Here is a 19532-nt window from a genome sequence, read left to right on the forward strand (position 1 = left end):
GATGCGCTGATGAGCGGCACACTCGCGCTCGCCTCCGCTCTCGCGGAGATGGATCGCGACACTCTCGCTGCGCTCGTGCGCAGCCGGCGCCCGCACGCACCCGCGGGCATCACCGATCCCATCGGGCTCGCCTCCGATCTCCTGAAGACGGAGTCGATCGCGCGAGCTCTGGCTCCGCTCGATCGCGCGAGCCTCGCAGCGGTGCGCGATCCGACTGGCGCCGATGCCGCACTCGTCTCCGAGCTGTCCGGAATGGGCCTGCTCGGTCGCGATGGCGGATCCGCCGTCAGTCTGCCCGAAGTCGCCGCTGCACTCAGCGACGCGCTCGACGCAGCGCACGTGGTGATCGACTCGCTCTCATCCGACCCCTTTCCTGGCGATATCAGCAGCGACGTCGACACCAGCGCCTGGTTCACCTCGGCGCTCACGGCCGTCGGGCAGGCCGCGGAGTGTCTGCGCACCCTGCGCGACCGCCCCGGCAAGTTGAACCGCTCGGGGAGCATCGCCGTCGCGACGGTCAAGCAGCTGGCGGAATCGACCGGGGTCGAACCCGACGAGGTGTCGCTCGCACTCGCCGCGCTCATGCGGGCGGGGCTGGTCACCGCTCTCATCGACGACCACCTGCTGATCACCGCCGCCGCCTCGAGCGCATGGTTGCACAGCTCGCATGTCGAACGATGGCTCTCCCTCGCGCATGCCGCCGGTTGCAGCATGCCCTCGACGCTGCGCACCGAATGGAACCGAGCAGACGAGGCGGAGATCGATCTGCGCGCGCTCGCGGCAGGGGTGCCGACGCGGTATCCCCTGTTACCCGCGACCGATCTCACGGCGGTGGACGATTTCGTGCGCGGAGCCGAATACCTGGGATTGACCGTCGAAGGGCGCTTCACGGAGGTGGCCGACGCACTCCTCGTCGGAGAAGTCGTCACCTCCGAGATTGCGCGCGCGATGCCAGAGACCGCGACGGGCGTCTACGTGCAACCCGACCTGAGCGTGGTCGTACCCGGCCCGCTGCCGCCGAAGGATGAAGCGGTGCTCGCAGCGCTCGCTCGCCCCGAGCACATCGGCGTCGCCTCGACCCGGCGGATCAGCGAGGCGTCGATCGCCGAGGCGTACGAGCGGGGCCTCTCGCCGGCCACCGCACGGGAGGCGTTCACCCGCATCTCGCTCACGGGCATCCCTCAACCCCTCGAGTACCTGCTCGACTCGTTGGGCGAGCGCGTCGGCGGCATCGTCGTCGGCGAGTACGCGAGTGACGAGGGACGCACGCGCCTCTCCTTCGCGCGGGCGGACGTCGCCGCCACGATCTCCGTGGATCGTGCGCTGCAGCACCTCCAGTTGCAGCGCTCGCGCGCGTCCGACACGGTGCTGTACTCCCGCCTGAGTGCTGACCATGTGCTCGCCGCGCTCGCCGATGCCCGGTATCACGCGTCTTCGCAGGTGGCAGCACTGCGAGATGCAGAACCCGCGGAGCCCGCGGAGCCCGCGGAAGTCGGCGCCCTCCAGGCTGGTGCGACCGCGTCCGAGGCGGCGGGAGCGACCGCGAGCCGGCGGGCGGGTGCTGGCGACGGACCGACGGCCCCGTTCGACGCACTGGTCGAGCGCGTCTTCACCGCTGCGCGCTCCGAGCCGGGCACGGGCGACTTCACCAGGCGACTCGAGCTCGCGATCCGCGACCGCAGCCCCGTGCGCGTGACGGCGGAGGCGCGCGGAGAGGTGCGCACGTTCACGCTGCTCCCGGTCTCAGTCAATGCCGGGCGTCTGCGCGCCGCGGATCAAGCAGCGGGTGTCGAACGCACGCTGCCCGTGAACATGATCACGGCCGTCGAACCGGCCTGAACCGGCGCCCCGGCCTGATGCTCGCCTGCGCTGTTGTCTGAGACCGAACGGACTGCTCAGATCACCCGATCGTTTCCCCCATCCACGCTGATGACGGCTCCCGTCGTCGCGTTCATTCCCTGGCAGCAGCTCAGGACCGCGTCGGCCACCATGGCGCTGGTCACCTCCAGCTGGAGGAGATTCCGCGTGCGGTACTCCGATTCGCTGAGCCCGTACTGCTCAGCGCGGGCTCGCAGCAGTTCCGGCGTCCATATCGCAGTGTCGAAGACGGCGTCTGGAGCGACCTGATTCACGCGTATGCCGTCCTCGGCCCACTCGAGCGCCGCGACGCGCGCAAACTGCGCCGCGGCTGCCTTGCTCGCCGAGTACGCTGCCGCTCCCGGACCGGGCGCTGCGACGTTCTTGGTCGAGATGAGTACTGCGCGACCGCCCCGAGGCGCGGCAGCGAGAGCGGGGTGCGCGGCACGGAACAGGCGCGCAACAGCCGTGGCGTTGATCGCGAGCGCCCGATCCCACACCTCGTCTTGCAGCTGCGCTATCGGCGCGCTCGGCGGAAAGATGCCTGCTGCGGCGACCACGATGTCGATGCCTCCGAAATCCCGGCTCGCAAGCTCGACTGCCGAATCGATCACTTCGGGGTCGCGCACGTCACCGCTCACGGCCCGCCAAGATTCATGCGACCCGTCGAGCTCCCATTCCTCCGCGATATCGATTCCAACGACCGACGCGCCCGAGGCGAGCAGCGCATTCGCGACAGCACGCCCGATTCCGGAGGCAGCACCGGTGACGAGCGCCACTTCACCGCTCAGTGGGAGGCGCCGTCGCTTCGCGAGCTTCGCCTGCTCGAGCGTCCAGTACTCGATGTCGAAGCTCTCGGACTCGGAGAGCGACTGAAATCCTCCCCGCCCGTCGGCCGCATCGACGACGTCCATCGTATGGAGCACGATATCGCTGACGACGCTGACGTCCCGCGCGGTCTCACCGGCGGCCAGCAGTCCGAGTACCGGATCGAGGACGACGCGGGGGGCGGGGTCCAGCTCGGTCACCGAGCGCTCCGCACGATCCCGATGGCGGGAGAAGTACTCCCGATACGCAGCACTGTACGCGGCGACATCGCGCCCCACGAGGGGCGTGCGCTTCGTGTAGATGACGTGTTCCGGCGTCGCAGTCCCACGGGACGCCGCCTCCAAGAGATCCGGGCGACTGCAGAATGATGCGGCGCGCTCCGAGTCGATCTGCTGCAGGAGCAGCGGGCGTCCGGCAGCACGCGAGATGGCGCTGCGGAGCGAGACGACGTCGACGACCGCGCCTGCGCGTCCGCGCCGCGATCCGCGGTCGCCCCAGCGGTCGACGCCGAGCGCCGCCGCTGCGCGGGCGACGAGTGAGCGGTGGCGTTCGAGGGCTGCGTCGGAGTCGTCCGCGAACGTGAAGAGCCCGTGCTTGCTCAGCACGATCGCGTCGATTCCGGTGAGGTCGCTGTCGGCGACGAGACGGGCGAGCTCGAACCCCGGCATGACGTACGGCAGCACCAGCACGCCGTGGCCCAGTGCGGCGGCGACCTCCCCCTCCACGACGTCGCGATCGGTGAGCGCGACGATGGCGTCGGCATGCGAATGGAGGACGACTCGAGCGGGGAGGTGGGCGTGCAGCAGGGCTTCGATGGACGCCGTCGGGGAATCGGCGTCGAGTGCGGCCTGGCGCAGCTCATTCACCATCGAAGCATCATCGAGCACCGGCAGTTGCAGCAGCTGGTGCAGGCGATCGCGGCGCAATCGTGCAAAGCCCGGCCCCTCGATGGTCGCAAGGTCCCAACCGCTGCCCTTGACCAGCAGCAGCTCGATCATCGCCCCAGTGACATCGGCTCCAACCGTCTTGATGGATGTGTTCCCTCCCCCGTGCAGCACGAACGCCGGGTCACTCCCCAATGCTCGGCTCACACGGACGATGTCGTCGAGATCACGTTGTTCCTCTGTCATGCTGCGGCCTCCCAGACCCCACTCATCGCCCGGAGCACCCGGTCGAACGTCTTGCCCTGCTGCTCGTAAGCGGAACGGTCCGCGCCGGGGTGCACGACGAGGCGATGGTCGTGCTCGCTTCGCCAGCGATCCGGATCGACGCCGATCGCGCGCGCTGCGAGTTGGGCGACTCCACGTGCTCCGAGCTCCGTGTCGAGCTGACGGCGCATCGGCCTGCCGACGACATCGGCGAACATCTGAGCCCATCGCGGGTTCTTCGCTCCGCCTCCGGCGAGCGTCCACGGCCGCTCGGAGACGCTGGCCCCGCACCTGAGGACCTTCTCGAGCTGCACGCGGTGATACTGCGTGATGCCCTCGGCTACGGCTCGAGCGACATGGGGGAAGCCGTGGCTTCCTTTGCACCCGAGCAAGGTACCCGACGCTCCGAGATGCTCCGGCGCGCCGTGTACGAAGGGGAGGAAGAGAATGCCGTCGGCGAGCGCAGGCACCTCTCCCGCTGCGTCGAGCAACTCCCGTGGAGTCACCGGCGCAGCACTCCGCGCGCCCAGCAACTGCGCGGCCCATTCGACGCTCGCAGCGGAGGTAGGGGCGACCTCCATGGCGAGCATGTAGTCAGGATCGGGCAGCAAGGCGTTGATCGTGACATCGGGTGGCTCGCTCGTCGCGGGGACGACGACCGCGTTGATCGCCCAGGTGCCCACGATGACGGTGACGTCGCCCGGATCTGATGAGCCGGCTCCGATCGGGCTCGCAACGCAGTCCATGCATCCGGCGACCACGGGAATTCCCTCCGGCAGACCGGTGATCTCGGCCGCCCGTGCCGTGACCGCTCCGACGACCTCGTCGGAGGGGCGAGGTTCGGGAAGCAGGCGCCAGAGCGAGGCGGGTAGTCCCAGCATGTCGAACACTGCGGGCTCGTAGACGCGGGAGCTCAGATTCACCAAACCGCAGCCCGACGCGTCAGACAGGTCCGCACTCGGCGCGCCGGTGAGGGAGGCCGTGAGCCAGTCCTTGCAGCTGAAGGCCCACGCCGCACGTTCGAGCGACTCGGGTTCGTGCTCGTGCAACCAGCGCAACAGCACCCCCAGCTGCCCGGTCCAGGGTATCGACCCTGTGAGGCGACGACACTGTTCCACTTCATCGGAGTCGAGGCTGGCGACGATTCGTCCTGCCCGACTGTCGGTCGAAGCGATCGCCGCACGAACTGGGCGCAGATCGTCGTCGGCGAGATACAGGCCATTGCCGTGCCCCGTCGCGCCGACCGCCGCGACGCTCCACCCCGCTGCCGAGAGGTGGGCGTTCAACTGACGCAGCACGCCGGACACCACCTCCCACAGCGCCTCCATGTCGATCTCCTGGCGCTCGCGCGACACGGCGACCCTGGGGTTCGGGGCGGCGAAGGTGCAGATCTCATTCCCCGCATCGTCGAATGCCGCTGCTTTCGCCGTCGTCAATCCGACATCGATACCCACTACGCAGATCTTCATTGACCCGACCGCTTCCTACTCGACGTGTTCTCTGCTGGGCGCGCCCAGGCGTCTGCCTCGCGGGGAGAACCGCTGCATTGACCGACGATAGTCGTCCAGTTCGCGAGCGGCTCGTTCCGGCGCCCAACCTGCGTGTTCGACGAGCACCTCGGCGGCCGCGCCAGCGGCGCCCATGCCGACATCCGCATTCAGTGCGATCGTGGTGCGGCGCAGGAGCACATCCTCCAATGTGAATGCGCCTTCCTCCTGCACCGCATAGACGACCTCCGCTGCGATGGCGCCGCTCAACGGGTCGATGCATCGTGCGAGTACCGGATCGGCCTCTGCGATTGCGGCCACCTCCCACGCCAGGGCCCCGTAGACATCGGTGAGGCGTGCAATCGCCGTCGCGGGGAGCGCGGTGCGCGCAGTCAGCCCTGCCCGGAGGCGCTCCGCGCCGTTCGGAGGGACTCCGGGGAGCATAGCCGTCTTGGTGCCGGACGGACGGTGGCGCATGCCGAACGCCGATTCGACGCGGCGCAGCACCTGCTCCCCGAGCGCCCGATGCGTGGTGTACTTCCCGCCGATCACACTCATCAGCCCTCGCGCCGAACCGTCGTGCACGGTGACGTCGCTGTCTCGGGTGACCGAGGCCGGGTCCGCCGTCCCTCCGGAGAACGGAAGCGGACGGACACCGGAGTACGACCAGAGCACGTCGGCGGGGCTGAGCTCCGCGTCGGGGATCAGCGTATTGACGGCGCGCAGCAGGTAATCGATCTCATCGTCGTCGACGACGATGTCATCGAGGTCGCCGGAGTACGGCAGGTCGGTGGTGCCGATCATGAACTTTCCGTCGCGCCATGGCAGTACGAACATGGGCCGCTGGTCGTCCGGTGACTCGAAGAAGATGCACGTCTGCGGCGCAGCGGGAAAGCGATCCACCACGAGGTGGCTCCCCTTGGTCGGCCCGATGCGTCGCTGGTGATTCCCCTCCAACGCCAGCACATCGTCGACCCACGGCCCCGCGCAGTTGATGACGAGCGGAGCACTCAGCTGCCGCTCCTCCGAAGTCTCACGGTCTCGATAGACGACCCCGGCGATTTCGTCTTTCCCGTGCAGCAACGACAGGACGGGGGTGTGGGTGAGGATCACCGCTCCGTGCCGGTAGGCGTCGATCGCGAGTTCGACCGCGAATCGCTCGGTGACGGGCACATGCGCGTCCTGGAAGAGTCCGCCCCACCGCACACCGCCTGCCGCGACTGTCGGCCAGTCGCGGCGCATTCGCTTGGAGAGGACGATCCGGTTCGGCGGCAGCCGCTTGCCCACTGAGAGGACATCGTGCAGTATCAAGCCGCACGACAGCAGCCATCCCGGTCGCGATGCCCCCCGTGAGAACGGGATGAGCATCGGGTAGGGGTGCACCAGGTGCGGGGCGGTGCGGAGCAGAATGTTCCGTTCGCGAATCGATTCGAATACCAGAGGAATTTCGAGTCGCTCGAGATACTTGAGACCGCCGTGAATGAGTCGCGTTGAGATCGCGGACGTGCGGGCCGCGATGTCGTCCTGATCGATCATGACGACTCGCAGACCGCGGCGAGCGATCTCCCGGGTGATGGCGAGACCGTTGATACCGGCTCCGACGACGACGACATCGGCGGCGGCGGGTGCGGCGGAGCTTCGGAGGACGGGCATGAGTTCCCTTTCGCGGTTCCCGGCGCTGAGCGCTCGGGAACCGGTGTCAGTGTGCGAGTGTCTGGAAGAGTTCGAATGCCTCGGCGTCGGTCATCCCGTCGTGCACGACGCCGCGCACCGCTGAGAGCATCGCGGCGGGATGCTCGGACTGGAAGACGTTGCGGCCCATGTCGACGCCGGCGGCGCCCTCCTGCATTGCGCGGTAGGCGATGCGCAGCGCCTCCTGCTCCTCGACCTTCTTGCCACCGGCGATGACGATGGGAACCGGGCACGCGCTCGTGATCGTCTCGAAGCCCTCCTCGACGTAGTAGGTCTTCACGAATGCGGCGCCGAGTTCGGCGGCGATCCGGGTCGAGAGTCTGAAGTAGCGCGCATCTCGCACCATGTCTCGGCCGACCGCGGTCACGGCGAGCACCGGTATCCCCGTCGCCTGTCCCTGGTCCACGAGCGTCGTGAGATTCTTGATGGACTGCGTCTCGTGCTCTCCACCGACGAACACCTGCACGGCGAGCGCGGCTGCATCCAGCCTGACAGCGTCATCGATGGACACCGCGATCTGTTCGTCCGACAGATCTTTGAGCACGCTCGGGCCGCCCGAAGCGCGGAGCACCACGCCCTTTCCGCTCTCCGCCGGGATCGTCGTCCGCAAGGCTCCGCGCGTGCACATCAGGGCGTCGGCCTGCGGCACGAGAGGCAGGATGGAACGGTCGAGACGTTCCAAACCCGATGTCGGGCCCTGGAAGTACCCGTGGTCGAACGCCAGCATGACGGTTTTGCCGTCCCTCGGATCGAACACCCGGGAGAGGCGGGCCCGCATTCCCCAGTCCTGCCCGGCCAGGCCCTTGAGATGGAAGCCCGCCGGGACCGGAGCGCCCGCCGAGTAGTCAGTGCCTTCGCGGAGGTCGTCGAGATCAGCCATGGAGTTTCTCCTTCTGTGGTGAATGGTCGGTCGTGTCAGCAACGAGATCGCGCTCGGAGCCGGAATGGGTGGTATCAGCAGGGACGGAGAGGGGTTCCGCGGATCGGTTGCCCGAGAGACTCGCCGCGAACCGTCGTGTCGTCGAGCGGGCGGTTCCTGTCGCGGTCGAAGCGATCACGACGACCAGTACGACGAGTACCCCCTTGAGCACGTTCTGGGCACCGACGGACCAGCCGACGAGGTTGAGCAGCCCGGAGAGCAGCACGAAGAACAGTGCTCCGGTCCAGGTGCCGATGACCACGGGCCGACCGCCGGCGATGAGCGTGCCGCCGATCACGACGACGGCGATCGAGTCGAGCATGTACGAGGTGCCGAGTACGGTGCTCGGTGAGATGAACGCCGCGAGGAGTCCGCCGACGGTGCCCGCGAGGCCGGCACTCAGCAGATACGCCGCCGCGGTGACGAGACGCGCGGGCAACCCGGCGCGTTCAGCGGCACGGGCGCTCTGCCCGACGGCGATCACCGAGAGACCGAGGCGTGTGCGGCGCAGCAGGAACCAGATGAAGGCGGAGAAGCCGACGACGATCATGGCGAGTACCGGCACTCCGAGCGCCTTCGCGTTGACGAACGCGCGCAGCGATGCATCGGCGCCGCCCCTGGCCGCGTCCGCGAGGAGCAGGGTCGCGCTCGTCACGATCAAGCTGGTCGCCAGCGTCGCGATGATCGGCGGGACTCGTAGCAGTAGGATCGCGATGACGCTGACCGCACCGGCCGCGATCCCGGCAGCACCGGCGGCCGCGACTCCCGCGAGCGGTCCGGCTGTCGCACCGATCGCCACGGACACGTAGGAACTCATCGAGATGATCGTTCCGACCGAGACGTCGATGTTGCCCGGTCCGAGCGTGATCACGAGCATCTGCCCGAGCGCCACGAGCACGAGGAACGGGGCGAGGGAGAGCGCCTGCATCATCGGATCGAGCGGCGCTCCCGGTCGCACGCTCATGATGATCCCCCAGACCACGAGCACTCCGATGAGCGACCATCCCCAGGCGGGCCATCGGAACACCGGGCTCTTGCGCTCACCAGCGGTTGCAGTGCCGGTCGCAGGGACGCGTCGGGTCAGGCGCAGATTCATCGGGCGAGCCTCTCCGTGATGATGCGGCCGGCGAGCACGGCGAGCACGATGGCTCCCTGAGCCGCCGACTGCAGGCTGGAAGGAAGATTGATCAGACTGAGCAGCACGGTGATCATTCCGAGGGTGATGGCGCCGAGCGTGGTGCCGATGGGGAGCGCTCGGCCTCCCGAGAACGATCCCCCGCCCAGAATCACTGCCGCGATCGTCATGAGCGTGAACTCGCTGGCCGCGTTGATGTCGCCTGACCACGTTTGCGAGGCGAGCAGCAGGCCGGCGAACACCATCATCACGGCGGCGAGCACATAGGCGAGCACGCGTGTAGCGACCAGGGAGACGCCGGCCTTCTCGAGGGTCGCCGCCTGGGATCCGAGGGCTCGGATCCGCGTTCCGAACTTCGCGCGCCGGGTGAGCACCCAGCCGAGCAGCGTCGCCACGACGATGAATAGCACGGGCGCGGGTATCCAGCTCGGCCGCCACTGGGAGAGCGCGGCGAGCCATCCCGGCGTGGTGCCGCCCGGCGTCGGGCTGAGGGAGAGACCGATGCCGAGCCACACGAACGACATGCCGAGTGTGACGATGATCGACGGCACGCCCCGACGCTGCACGACAGCGGCGATCACGGCGTAGACCGCGAAGACGGCGAGCACCGCGAGCACCGCGAGCACCGGATGCTCGGTCAGCAATCTCGCGGCGATGACCGTGACGAGACCGACGAGGTATCCGACGCCCAGATCGATGTCACCGACACTCATGATGATCATCTGGGCCTGGGCCGCGAAGACGAGCGGCACCGACGACATGAGCGTCAGCGTGAGGCCGGGCACACTGAGTACGCCGGGTTGCAGCACCACGGTGAGAATGAAGATGCCGACAAGGGCAACGAGGGCGAGCAGCGCCGGCGACCCGTTCCTGGCGCCCGCGCGCAGCCGTTCCTTGCTCGATGGCACGAGTACCGTCGTCTGAGTCATCTCTGCTCCTCTGAGCTGCGGGGATCTGCACCGAAGGAATCGGCGATGATGCGTTCCTCGGTGATCTCGGTGTCCGTGATCTCGCTGACGATCGCGCCCGACCGGAAGACGTAGACCCGATCGCAGTGGGCCATCTCACCGTTCTCCGTCGAATACCAGACGATCGAGCGTCCGCGGGAAGCTTCCACTCTCATGAGCGCATAGAGCTCGTTCTTCGTCTTGACGTCGACTCCGCGGAACGGGTCATCGAGGAGCACGAGCGGTGCATCGCTCGCAAAGGCTCGTGCGACCAGCACCTTTTGCTGATTGCCGCCGGACAGCGCGGTGATCGAAGCGCGGGAGCCGCCCTTCACGTGCAGCCGCTGCACCCAGTCCTCTGCGACGGACTTCCGCTCAGCGGCTGAGATCACGCCGAATGTCGAGAGTTCGCGAGTGGCCGATATCGTCACGTTCTCGGCCACAGACCACAGCGGGAAGACTCCGCTCGACTGCCGATCTCCGGGGACATAGGCGCGGCGCGCTGCGACGGCGATGCCCCGCCCTCCCGACCACAGGCGGTGGAGCAGGCGCTCCTGCCCATGCCCGGCGAGACCGGCGAGACCGACGATCTCGCCGCTGGCGACGGAGAACGGAAGCTCGAACGCTTGGGTGGCAGCAACTTCCCGGCGAGTGAAAGCACCACCGGAGTCGGCGTCTTCGATCCGGTGCATCGTCGCCGTGTCGGCTCGTACCTCGCCGCCCATCGCGACGAGCAGCCGTTCTTCGCTGGTGTCGCCCGTCTCGACGATCTCGACGACGCGGCCGTCGCGCATCACGGCGATGCGATCGGTGTGCTCCAGAACCTCCTGCATTCGGTGGGAGATGAGCACCATCCCCACTCCTCGCGCCGCAAGCTCGCGCAAAGCGCGGTACATCTGCCTGGTCGCATCGAGGCTCAGTGATTCGGTCGGCTCGTCGAGGATGAGCAGGGTGAGATTGGGCGTGCAGAGCGCGCGCGCGATCTCCACCATCTGGCGTTGCGGCATGGGAAGGTCGCCGGCGAGCCGCATGATGTTGATCCCGTGATCGGGGAACACGTGGTCGAGGGTCTCGACGAGCACGCGCTCCGCTCGGGCACGCCAGCGCAAGCCCGTCGCGGTCGGGCTCGAGAGAGCGATGTTCTCACTGATCGTGAGGTCGGGGCACAGTGCGAGTTCTTGGTACACCATGCGCACTCCATTGCGCTCCGCAGTCCGCTGATTCCACGGACCTCCCCCGTGCCAGTCGATCTGACCGGCATCGGCGGCCTCACGCCCGGCGAGGGCGCGCATGAGCGTGCTCTTGCCCGCTCCGTTGTGGCCGACCAGGCCGAGAATCTCGCCCGCGGCGACGGAGACATCGACGCCGCTGAGTGCGTGGGTGCTGCCGTAGCGCTTGGAGAGGCCAGTCGCTTTCACGAGCGTCTTCCCGTGCGCCGGGACTGGTCTGGCCGTCTGCTGGAGCATGGTCACCGGTCTCGCCTCCGTCCAGCTCGATCTTCGGCGCTCATGGCAGGGCCGGAGCTTCCGCAGGTTCTCCGGCCAGCAGTGCCGTGATCGCCGCACCGGTCGACTCCTCGTCCCAGGCATTCGCCGCGTATTCATCGGCGGAGAGGGCGTCGACCCAGTAGTCGAGGTTGTCCTGCGTCACCTGCACCAACGGCAGCACGACGTCTTCAGGGACTTCCTCACCGCGCTCCCTTGCGAGCGCGACGTACATCGCGGCGACGACCTGACCGGGATCCGTGAGGGCGGCGAAGGATCCGTTGTCGATGCCCCGTTCCTTCCAGAACGACAGCGATTTACCATCGGTGTCGAAGACCACGACAGGCGCCTCGCGTCCGGCTGATTCGAAGGCCTGCACGACACCCATTCCGCCGATGCATCCCGGCACTGCAGCGATATCCGGCATCGACCCCAGGATCCCCACGATCTCCTTCTGCGCGGTCGCCGAGTCGCAGAATCCGTTGACCTCTGCGGCGACCTCGACGTCGGGGTACTCCGCGAGGATCTCCATCTGCCGCTCGTGGAACTGCTCTTCTGGCTGCGATCCGATCACGCCTCGGTTGACGATGATGTCGCCTGCTCCGTCGATCGCTTCGAGCGCCGGCATCAACGAGTCCTCGCCCCACTGTCCGTAGTCGTTGCGCACGACGACACCGCAGCTCGTGTCCATGTCGGCGTCGAGGATGACGACGTTGATCCCCGCCGAGCACGCCTCCTCGATGACCGGGACCAAGGCGGTCGACGATGCGGGGATCACCATGAGCACGTCGGGGTTCTGCAGCATGAGGCTGCGAATCTGCGACGCCTGCTCGGTGGCGCTGTTCTCGCCGGGTGCGTTGACCACCGAGTACTCCGACACCACACCGGTGGACTTGAGCTTCTCTGCTTCGGATTCGAATTTGTCGATGAGCGTGAGGCGCCATCCGTTGACGAACCCGTTCGACAGCGCGACGCTGAGTCCTTCGGGTTCGGCGCCATCACCGTTCTGATCTCCCGCGGCTCCTGGGCCCGCGCACCCTGAGAGCGCGAGTGCGGTGGCGACGAGTGCGGTGAATACACCGACGTGCCGGCGTCTGGTTGTGAACTTCATTGTCTGTGTCTCCTGTTTCGCTTCGTTGCGATCGCGTCGGTTCTACCGCGACTCCCGGCACCTCGGACGGCTCGTGCCATCCGCAATGTGGTCGTAACCAACTCGTAATGACAAGTTGGTAGTGATTAGATTACGGAGGCGCCCGGAGGCTGTCAACTCCGCCGAGATCAGACCAGACGGTACGCTCGAAGAACCCGATCACCCAGAGGAGTCCCATGCAGCAGCGGCCACGCTTCACGGCGCTCGATCGCTCCGCCGACGCGCCGCTCTGGCAACAGCTCTCGCGCAGACTCCGCGACGAGATCGAGTCGGGGCGTCTCCTGCCCGATCAGGCGCTTCCCTCTGAGAACGAGCTCATCGATCGCTACCTGGTCTCGCGCACGGTCGTGCGAGAGGCGCTCGCCGACCTCGTGCGCGCAGGGCTCATCTACAAGGTGCGCGCCCGGGGATCCTTCGTCGCCCCACGCCGCCCCGACCTGAAGTTCATCGGTTCGATGACCGGCTCCTCCGCCGACCTGGAGGCGACCGGCCGCCTCATCACCACCAAAGTCGTCGATTCCCGAACCGCTGCGGCGAGCGCCGCCGAGGCCGATGCTCTGCGCATCTCCGAAGGCGACCGGGTGCTCCGACTGCGTCGCATCCGATTGGTCGACACGACGCCGTGGCTGCTCGTCGACACCACGCTGCCCCTGGATCGCTTCCCCAATCTCGCCCGCGCCAACCTGGAGAACCAATCGCTCTACGACCATCTTCGACGTCACTTCGGCGTACACCCGAACGGCGCTGATCGATGGATCGCCGCCGTCGTCCCGAATGACACCGATGCGAAACTCCTCCAGTTGCCGCCGGGCGAACCCGTGCTGTCGATCGAATCGATCGCCTGGGACGCGGAAGGCGATCCTTTCGAGCATTACCGCGCACTGCACCGCAGTGACGAGACCCGCTTCTACGTGGGTATCCGCTAGCGCGACCGCCCGACCAGCGCCCGCGGCCCCGGCGGCCCAGCGATGCGCGGTAGACTTGCTGGTTATGACTCTCGGCCCCCTCATCGTGCAGAGCGACCACACCGTACTCCTCGAAGTCGCCCATCCCGATGCCGAAGACGCGCGGCACGCGCTCGCGGTCTTCGCCGAGCTGGAGCGCGCCCCGGAGCACATCCACACCTACCGGGTCACCCGGCTCGGGCTGTGGAATGCGCGGGCAGCCGGGCACACGTCCGACGAGATCCTCGAGACGCTGAACCAGTACGCCAAGTTTCCGGTGCCGAGCGGTGTCGCCAACGAGATCGCCGACACGATGCGCCGCTATGGGCGACTCACCATCGAGCGCGCGAAGGTCGCGGGCGACGCCGCGGTGGATCCCGCGGGCGACTCGGCAGCGGCTGCCGCCGAGGAGGCGGCACCCGCGCAACTCGTGCTCCGCTCGGAGGATCCGATGGTGCTCCGCGAGGTCGCGAGCGCCAAGAAGATCGCCCCGCTCCTCGGCAACCGCATCGACGAGCACACGTTCCCGGTGGAGGCGTGGGCGCGCGGAGAGCTGAAGCAGCAGCTGGTCGCCCGGGGGTGGCCGGCGGAGGATCTCGCCGGGTACCGCCCCGGTGAGCCCTACGACATCTCGCTGGCAGAGGACGGCTGGCAGCTGCGCGACTACCAGGCGAAGGCGGTCGAGGCCTTCCAGCGCGGGGGTTCGGGCGTCGTGGTGCTGCCCTGCGGGGCGGGCAAGACGATCGTGGGCGCGGCGTCGATGGCAGCGGTCGGCGCGAAGACGCTGATCCTGGTCACGAATGCGGTATCGGCGCGGCAATGGCGGGACGAGCTGCTGCGTCGCACCACGCTCACCGAGGATGAGATCGGCGAGTACTCGGGGCAGGTGAAAGAGGTGAAGCCCGTCACCATCGCGACGTACCAGATCCTCACGAGCCGCAGAAAGGGCGAGTACGCGCATCTGTCCCTGCTCGACGCGGAGGACTGGGGCGTCATCGTCTACGACGAGGTGCATCTGCTGCCCGCGCCGGTCTTCAAGCTCACCGCGGATCTGCAAGCGCGCCGCCGTCTCGGGCTCACCGCGACGCTCGTGCGCGAGGACGGCCGCGAGGGCGATGTGTTCAGCCTGATCGGCCCCAAGCGGTACGACGCCGCCTGGAAGGACATCGAGGCGCAGGGGTTCATCGCGCCTGCGGAGTGCTTCGAGGTGCGCGTCGACTTCGGCGAGGCGGAGCGCATGGACTACGCGGTGGCCGAGGATCAGGATCGCTACCGCATCGCGTCGAGCGCGCTCATCAAGCAGCCCGTTGCGCGCCGCATCATCGACCGTCATCCCGGCGAGAGCGTGCTCGTGATCGGGCAGTACATCGATCAGCTCGAGTCGATGTCGGAGGCGCTCGGCGCACCCCTGATCACCGGGCAGACTCCCGTCGATGAGCGAGCACGCCTGTTCCAGGCCTTCCGCGACGGGGAGGAGAAGATCCTCGTCGTGTCGAAGGTCGCGAACTTCTCGGTGGATCTCCCCGATGCCTCGGTCGCGATTCAGATCTCGGGATCATTCGGTTCCCGCCAGGAGGAGGCGCAGCGCTTGGGGCGTCTGCTGCGCCCGAAGGCGAACGGGGCCACGGCGTCGTTCTACACGTTGATCACCCGTGACACCGTCGATCAGGATTTCGCGCAGAACCGCCAGCGGTTCCTGGCTGAGCAGGGGTACGCGTACACGATTCTCGACGCAGATCAGCTGTGAGGGCGGGCCCGCGCGTACACTAATGTGAACGTACACATTCGAGTTTCACCGCGGAGGCCCTGATGTCCGGAGACGGAGAGGCGAGGGCCAAACCGGCAAGCATCCGCGACGTCGCGCGCCTCGCCGCCGTCTCCTATCAGACCGTCTCTCGGGTGCTCAACGATCACCCGAGCATCCGGGACGACACGCGTCAGCGGGTGCTCTCGGCGATCCAGACCCTCGACTACCGCCCGAACCAGGCCGCGAGGGCGCTCGCCTCGTCGCGTCCCAATGTCCTCGGCATCCTCTCCGCGACGATCGGCGAGTATGGCACCACGTCGGCGATCGTCGCGATCGAGCGCGTCGCCCGGGAGCGCGGCTTCTCGATCAGCACGCTCAACCTTCCGGACGCCTCGCCGGAGGCGATCGGCGAGGCGGTGCGTCAGTTCGATCACGAACAAGTGGCCGGCATCATCGTACTCGCCCCCCAGGTGCGCGTGTTCAACGTCATCGGCGGGCTCGGAGTGCGGGTTCCGGTCGCTTCGTTGCACACGGGAGCGGGCGGCACAGCCGAGAGCATCGCATCGGACCAGCGGCTGGGGGCGAGCATGGCGGTGCAGCATCTGGTCGCGCTCGGCCATCAGGACATCCTGCACATCGCCGGCCCGCAGGACTGGATCGAAGCAGAATCGCGCATGCACGGGTACTTGGATGCGATGTTCGAGGCCGATCTGTCGACGCTGCCGCCGATCCGGGGCGACTGGACCGCCGACTTCGGGTACTTCGCGGGTCGCGAACTGTCGGAGAGGCGCGACTTCACCGCGATCTTCGCCGCCAACGACCTGATGGCGATCGGTCTGATGCACGGATTCCGCGATGCCGGGGTGCGCGTGCCTGACGACGTCTGCGTGATCGGGTTCGACGACATTCCCGTCGCCGCGCACACCTGGCCGACGCTCTCCACGGTGCGCGTGGACTTCGCGGAACTCGGCCGCCGGGCCGTGATGCACCTGCTCGCATCCATCGAGCAGCAGCCCGATCCGGAGTTCGAACTGCTGAGCCCTGAATTGATCGTGCGGGAATCCACAACCTCCCCCGCAATGCGACGGTAACGATTCTGTAATCAGCCGACAACGGCTTGACACGCGGCGTAACATGTTCCACGATGTGAACGGTCACACGAGTGGCGAGATGGATGACGGCGAGGTCAATCAAGTGGAACCAGCGACGACGCAGGCAGAGCCGGCTCCCGTGCTGCAGATGCACGACATCACGAAGGTCTTTCCGGGCGTGAAGGCGCTCTCCGACGTGTCGCTCACGGTGCGGCCGGCCACCATTCACGCGATCTGCGGCGAGAACGGCGCCGGCAAGTCGACGCTCATGAAGGTGCTCTCCGGCGTCTACCCGCATGGCACCTACACCGGCGACATCATCGTCGAGGGGCGGGAGATGCGCTTCCGCGACATCCGCGCGAGCGAAGAAGCCGGCATCGTCATCATCCATCAGGAGCTCGCCCTGATCCCCGAGCTCTCCATCACGGAGAACATCTTCCTCGGCAACGAACTTCGCCGCGGGGTCGGCATCGACTGGCGCTCCGCTCGCACGCGCACGGTCGAGCTGCTCGAACGCGTCGGACTGCGAGAGGATCCCGATACGCCCATCAAGGCCCTCGGCGTCGGCAAGCAGCAGCTCATCGAGATCGCCAAGGCGCTGAACAAGAACGTGCGACTGCTGATTCTCGACGAGCCGACCGCAGCCCTCAACGACACCGATTCCGAGCACCTGCTCGGGCTCATCCGAGGCCTCAGGGATCGCGGCATCGCATCGATCATCATCAGCCACAAGCTCAATGAGATCGAGCAGATCGCCGATGACATCACGATCATCCGTGACGGCCGAGTCGTCGAGACGCTCGACGTGCAGCACGGCACGATCAATGAGGATCGCATCATCCACGGCATGGTCGGCCGCTCCCTCGAGCACCGCTACCCCGACCGCACGCCGAACCCCGGTGACGTCTTCTTCGAGGTGCGCGACTGGGTCGTGCAGCACCCGACGGTGCCGGAGCGATACGTCGTGAAGGGGTCGAGCCTCAACGTGCGCCGCGGAGAGGTCGTCGGCATCGCCGGCCTCATGGGCGCGGGGCGCACGGAGCTCGCCATGAGCATCTTCGGCCGCTCCTACGGCAGGTTCCTCTCGGGGACGATCACGAAAGACGGCGCCCAGATCGACGTCCCCGATGTGCCGGCCGCGATCCGCCACGGCATCGCCTACGTGAGCGAGGATCGCAAGTCGCTCGGCCTCAACCTCCTCGACTCGATCAAGCGGTCGGTGGTCTCGGCCAAGCTCTCGAAGATCACGCATCGCGGCATGGTCGACGCTCGGGAGGAGCGCACCGTCGCGGAGCAGTACCGCAAGTCGCTGCGCATCAAGACGCCCGACGTCAACAACGGGGTCTCGAGCCTCTCTGGCGGCAACCAGCAGAAGGTGGTGCTGGCCAAGTGGATGTTCACCGACCCCGATCTGCTCATCCTCGACGAGCCGACGCGCGGTATCGATGTCGGCGCGAAGTACGAGATCTACTCGATCATCAACGAGCTGGCGAACGCCGGCAAGGGAGTGATCGTGATCTCGAGCGAGCTCCCCGAGCTGCTCGGCATCTGCGACCGCATCTACACCGTGTTCGAAGGCCGCATCACCGACTGCATCCCGGCCGACCAGGCCACACCCGAGACGCTCATGCGCAGCATGACGTCGCTGAACGAGAAGGCGCACGCATGACCTCGACCGACACGAAGACCACGGAGAAGCACGGCTTCCGGTTCTCAGACATCCGCGGAATGTTCGGCGGCGGGCAATCGACGCTCCGCCAGTTCGGCATCCTCGGCAGCCTGATCGCCATCATCCTCATCTTCCAGATCTTCTCCGACGGGTTGACGTTGTCGCCCGGCAACGTGATCAACGTGATGCAGCAGTACTCCTACATCCTGATCCTCGCGATCGGCATGGTGATGGTGATCATCATGGGTCACATCGATCTGTCGGTCGGCTCGGTCGCGGCCTTCGTCGGCATCGTCGTCGCGAAATCGATGGCGGAATGGAATTTCCCGTGGTGGGCGGCCATCATTCTCGGCATCGGCCTCGGCGCCCTCGTCGGTGCATGGCAGGGTCTCTGGGTCGCCTACGTCGGGGTACCCGCATTCATCGTGACGCTCGCGGGCATGCTCTTCTTCCGCGGCGCGAACCAATGGATCGGCGACTCCATCTCGGTTCCCGTTCCCAAGGAGTTCGTGACCATCGGCGCTGGGTACCTGCCCGAGATCGCGGGGATCCCGATCCCCTACAACGTGCCGACGCTCATCCTCGGCGTGCTGGCCGCCGCATGGCTCGTGTTCTTCGAGTGGCGCACGCGCCGCCAGCAGAAGAAGATGGGATCTGAGCGCGCACCGCTTTGGGTGAGCGTCGTGAAGGTCGTGCTGCTCTGCGCGGTGATTCTCGGCGCCGCACTGCTGTTCGGCAGCGGTCGGCCCGGCACGAGCTTCCCGGTCTCCGGCATCATCCTGCTGGCGCTCGTCATCCTCTACTCGTTCGTGACGAACCACACGGTGTTCGGCCGCCACATCTACGCGGTCGGCGGTAACCGCCAGGCCGCGAAGCTCTCGGGCGTGAAGGATCGTCGCGTCGATTTCTTCGTGATGATGAACATGTCGGTGCTCGCCGCGGTCGCCGGCATGATCTTCGTCGCCCGCTCGCAGGCCTCCGGCCCGCAGGACGGGAACGGTTGGGAGCTCGACGCGATCGCCGCGGTCTTCATCGGCGGGGCGGCGGTCTCCGGTGGCATCGGCACCGTGATCGGGTCGATCATCGGCGGCCTCGTGATGGCATTCCTCAACAACGGCATGCAACTGCTCAGCTTCGGCGCCGACACCGTGCAGATGGTGAAGGGTGCAGTGCTGCTCGTCGCCGTCGGCATCGACGCGTACAACAAGCAGCAGGGCCGCCCATCGGTACTCGGGTTCCTCACGAAACGGCGCAATCCGCCCGGTGAGTTCGCAGGTATCGACACCACCCCCATCGGCGCCCGCGCCATGGAGGCTCCCCCGGCCGCCCCGCCCGCACCGGGCCCGCGCAGCTCCTCCTCCCAAACCCCTCCCGCCGCCGACGACAGCGCGACGAAGGAACCCGGCTCTCGCTGACGAGAGTTCGACGATCACA

The 19532-nt window shown here is 67.2% G+C and carries 14 protein-coding genes; 6 read left to right on the forward strand and 8 right to left on the reverse strand.

Going from position 1 to position 19532, the window contains the following annotated elements:
* The first annotated feature begins 9 nt into the window (after positions 1–9).
* Positions 10–1839 (forward strand): helicase-associated domain-containing protein, encoded by a 1830-nt coding sequence (locus ABFX18_RS12475; protein WP_346058481.1) that lies wholly within the window; start codon positions 10–12, stop codon positions 1837–1839.
* Positions 1840–1895: 56 nt separating this feature from the next.
* Here the strand turns inward: ABFX18_RS12475 and ABFX18_RS12480 are convergent, their stop codons facing one another.
* Genes ABFX18_RS12480 through ABFX18_RS12515 form a run of 8 tightly spaced genes read right to left on the reverse strand, consistent with a single transcriptional unit; the run spans position 1896 to position 12608 of the window.
* Positions 1896–3815: an SDR family NAD(P)-dependent oxidoreductase gene (locus ABFX18_RS12480; RefSeq protein ID WP_346058482.1), complete on the reverse strand. Its 1920-nt coding sequence runs from the start codon at positions 3813–3815 to the stop codon at positions 1896–1898.
* Positions 3812–5302, reverse strand: a complete 1491-nt coding sequence (locus ABFX18_RS12485) for an FGGY-family carbohydrate kinase (protein WP_346058483.1) — start codon at positions 5300–5302, stop codon at positions 3812–3814. Before ABFX18_RS12485 ends, ABFX18_RS12480 begins: the two co-directional genes overlap by 4 nt.
* 15 nt (positions 5303–5317) lie before the next feature.
* The gene (locus tag ABFX18_RS12490) at positions 5318–6973 is read right to left on the reverse strand and encodes a glycerol-3-phosphate dehydrogenase/oxidase (protein WP_346058484.1); all 1656 of its coding nucleotides are present in this window, start codon (positions 6971–6973) and stop codon (positions 5318–5320) included.
* 46 nt (positions 6974–7019) lie between these two features.
* On the reverse strand, positions 7020–7892 hold the full coding sequence (gene lsrF / locus ABFX18_RS12495; protein WP_090146864.1) for a 3-hydroxy-5-phosphonooxypentane-2,4-dione thiolase: 873 nt from the start codon (positions 7890–7892) through the stop codon (positions 7020–7022).
* Positions 7885–9027 (reverse strand): ABC transporter permease, encoded by a 1143-nt coding sequence (locus ABFX18_RS12500; protein ID WP_346058485.1) that lies wholly within the window; start codon positions 9025–9027, stop codon positions 7885–7887. Before ABFX18_RS12500 ends, lsrF begins: the two co-directional genes overlap by 8 nt.
* Positions 9024–9995 carry an ABC transporter permease gene (locus ABFX18_RS12505; protein WP_346058486.1) on the reverse strand — a complete coding sequence of 324 codons (972 nt, stop codon included), beginning with the start codon at positions 9993–9995 and terminating at the stop codon, positions 9024–9026. The genes ABFX18_RS12500 and ABFX18_RS12505 overlap by 4 nt, the downstream gene beginning before the upstream one ends.
* A complete protein-coding gene (locus tag ABFX18_RS12510; RefSeq protein ID WP_346058487.1) occupies positions 9992–11479 on the reverse strand; it encodes a sugar ABC transporter ATP-binding protein in 1488 nt (495 codons plus the stop codon). Before ABFX18_RS12510 ends, ABFX18_RS12505 begins: the two co-directional genes overlap by 4 nt.
* A gap of 40 nt (positions 11480–11519) precedes the next feature.
* Positions 11520–12608, reverse strand: a complete 1089-nt coding sequence (locus tag ABFX18_RS12515; protein ID WP_346058488.1) for a substrate-binding domain-containing protein — start codon at positions 12606–12608, stop codon at positions 11520–11522.
* A gap of 215 nt (positions 12609–12823) precedes the next feature.
* On the opposite strand from ABFX18_RS12515, the gene ABFX18_RS12520 reads away from it, so the two are divergent.
* From ABFX18_RS12520 to mmsB, 5 genes are all read left to right on the forward strand, one after another.
* Entirely contained in the window at positions 12824–13573 is a 750-nt protein-coding gene (locus ABFX18_RS12520; protein ID WP_346058489.1) for a GntR family transcriptional regulator, read from the forward strand.
* A gap of 64 nt (positions 13574–13637) precedes the next feature.
* Positions 13638–15338 carry a DNA repair helicase XPB gene (locus ABFX18_RS12525; protein ID WP_090146852.1) on the forward strand — a complete coding sequence of 567 codons (1701 nt, stop codon included), beginning with the start codon at positions 13638–13640 and terminating at the stop codon, positions 15336–15338.
* A 62-nt stretch (positions 15339–15400) separates the two neighbouring features.
* A complete protein-coding gene (locus ABFX18_RS12530) occupies positions 15401–16429 on the forward strand; it encodes a LacI family DNA-binding transcriptional regulator (protein ID WP_346058490.1) in 1029 nt (342 codons plus the stop codon).
* A gap of 79 nt (positions 16430–16508) precedes the next feature.
* Positions 16509–18098, forward strand: a complete 1590-nt coding sequence (gene mmsA / locus ABFX18_RS12535) for a multiple monosaccharide ABC transporter ATP-binding protein (RefSeq protein ID WP_346058683.1) — start codon at positions 16509–16511, stop codon at positions 18096–18098.
* Positions 18095–19513 carry a multiple monosaccharide ABC transporter permease gene (gene mmsB, locus ABFX18_RS12540; protein ID WP_211650156.1) on the forward strand — a complete coding sequence of 473 codons (1419 nt, stop codon included), beginning with the start codon at positions 18095–18097 and terminating at the stop codon, positions 19511–19513. The genes mmsA and mmsB overlap by 4 nt, the downstream gene beginning before the upstream one ends.
* The last annotated feature ends 19 nt before the right edge of the window (positions 19514–19532 follow it).

It is taken from the genome of Leucobacter alluvii, assembly GCF_039530485.1.
GTDB classification, from domain to species: Bacteria; Actinomycetota; Actinomycetes; order Actinomycetales; family Microbacteriaceae; genus Leucobacter; species Leucobacter alluvii.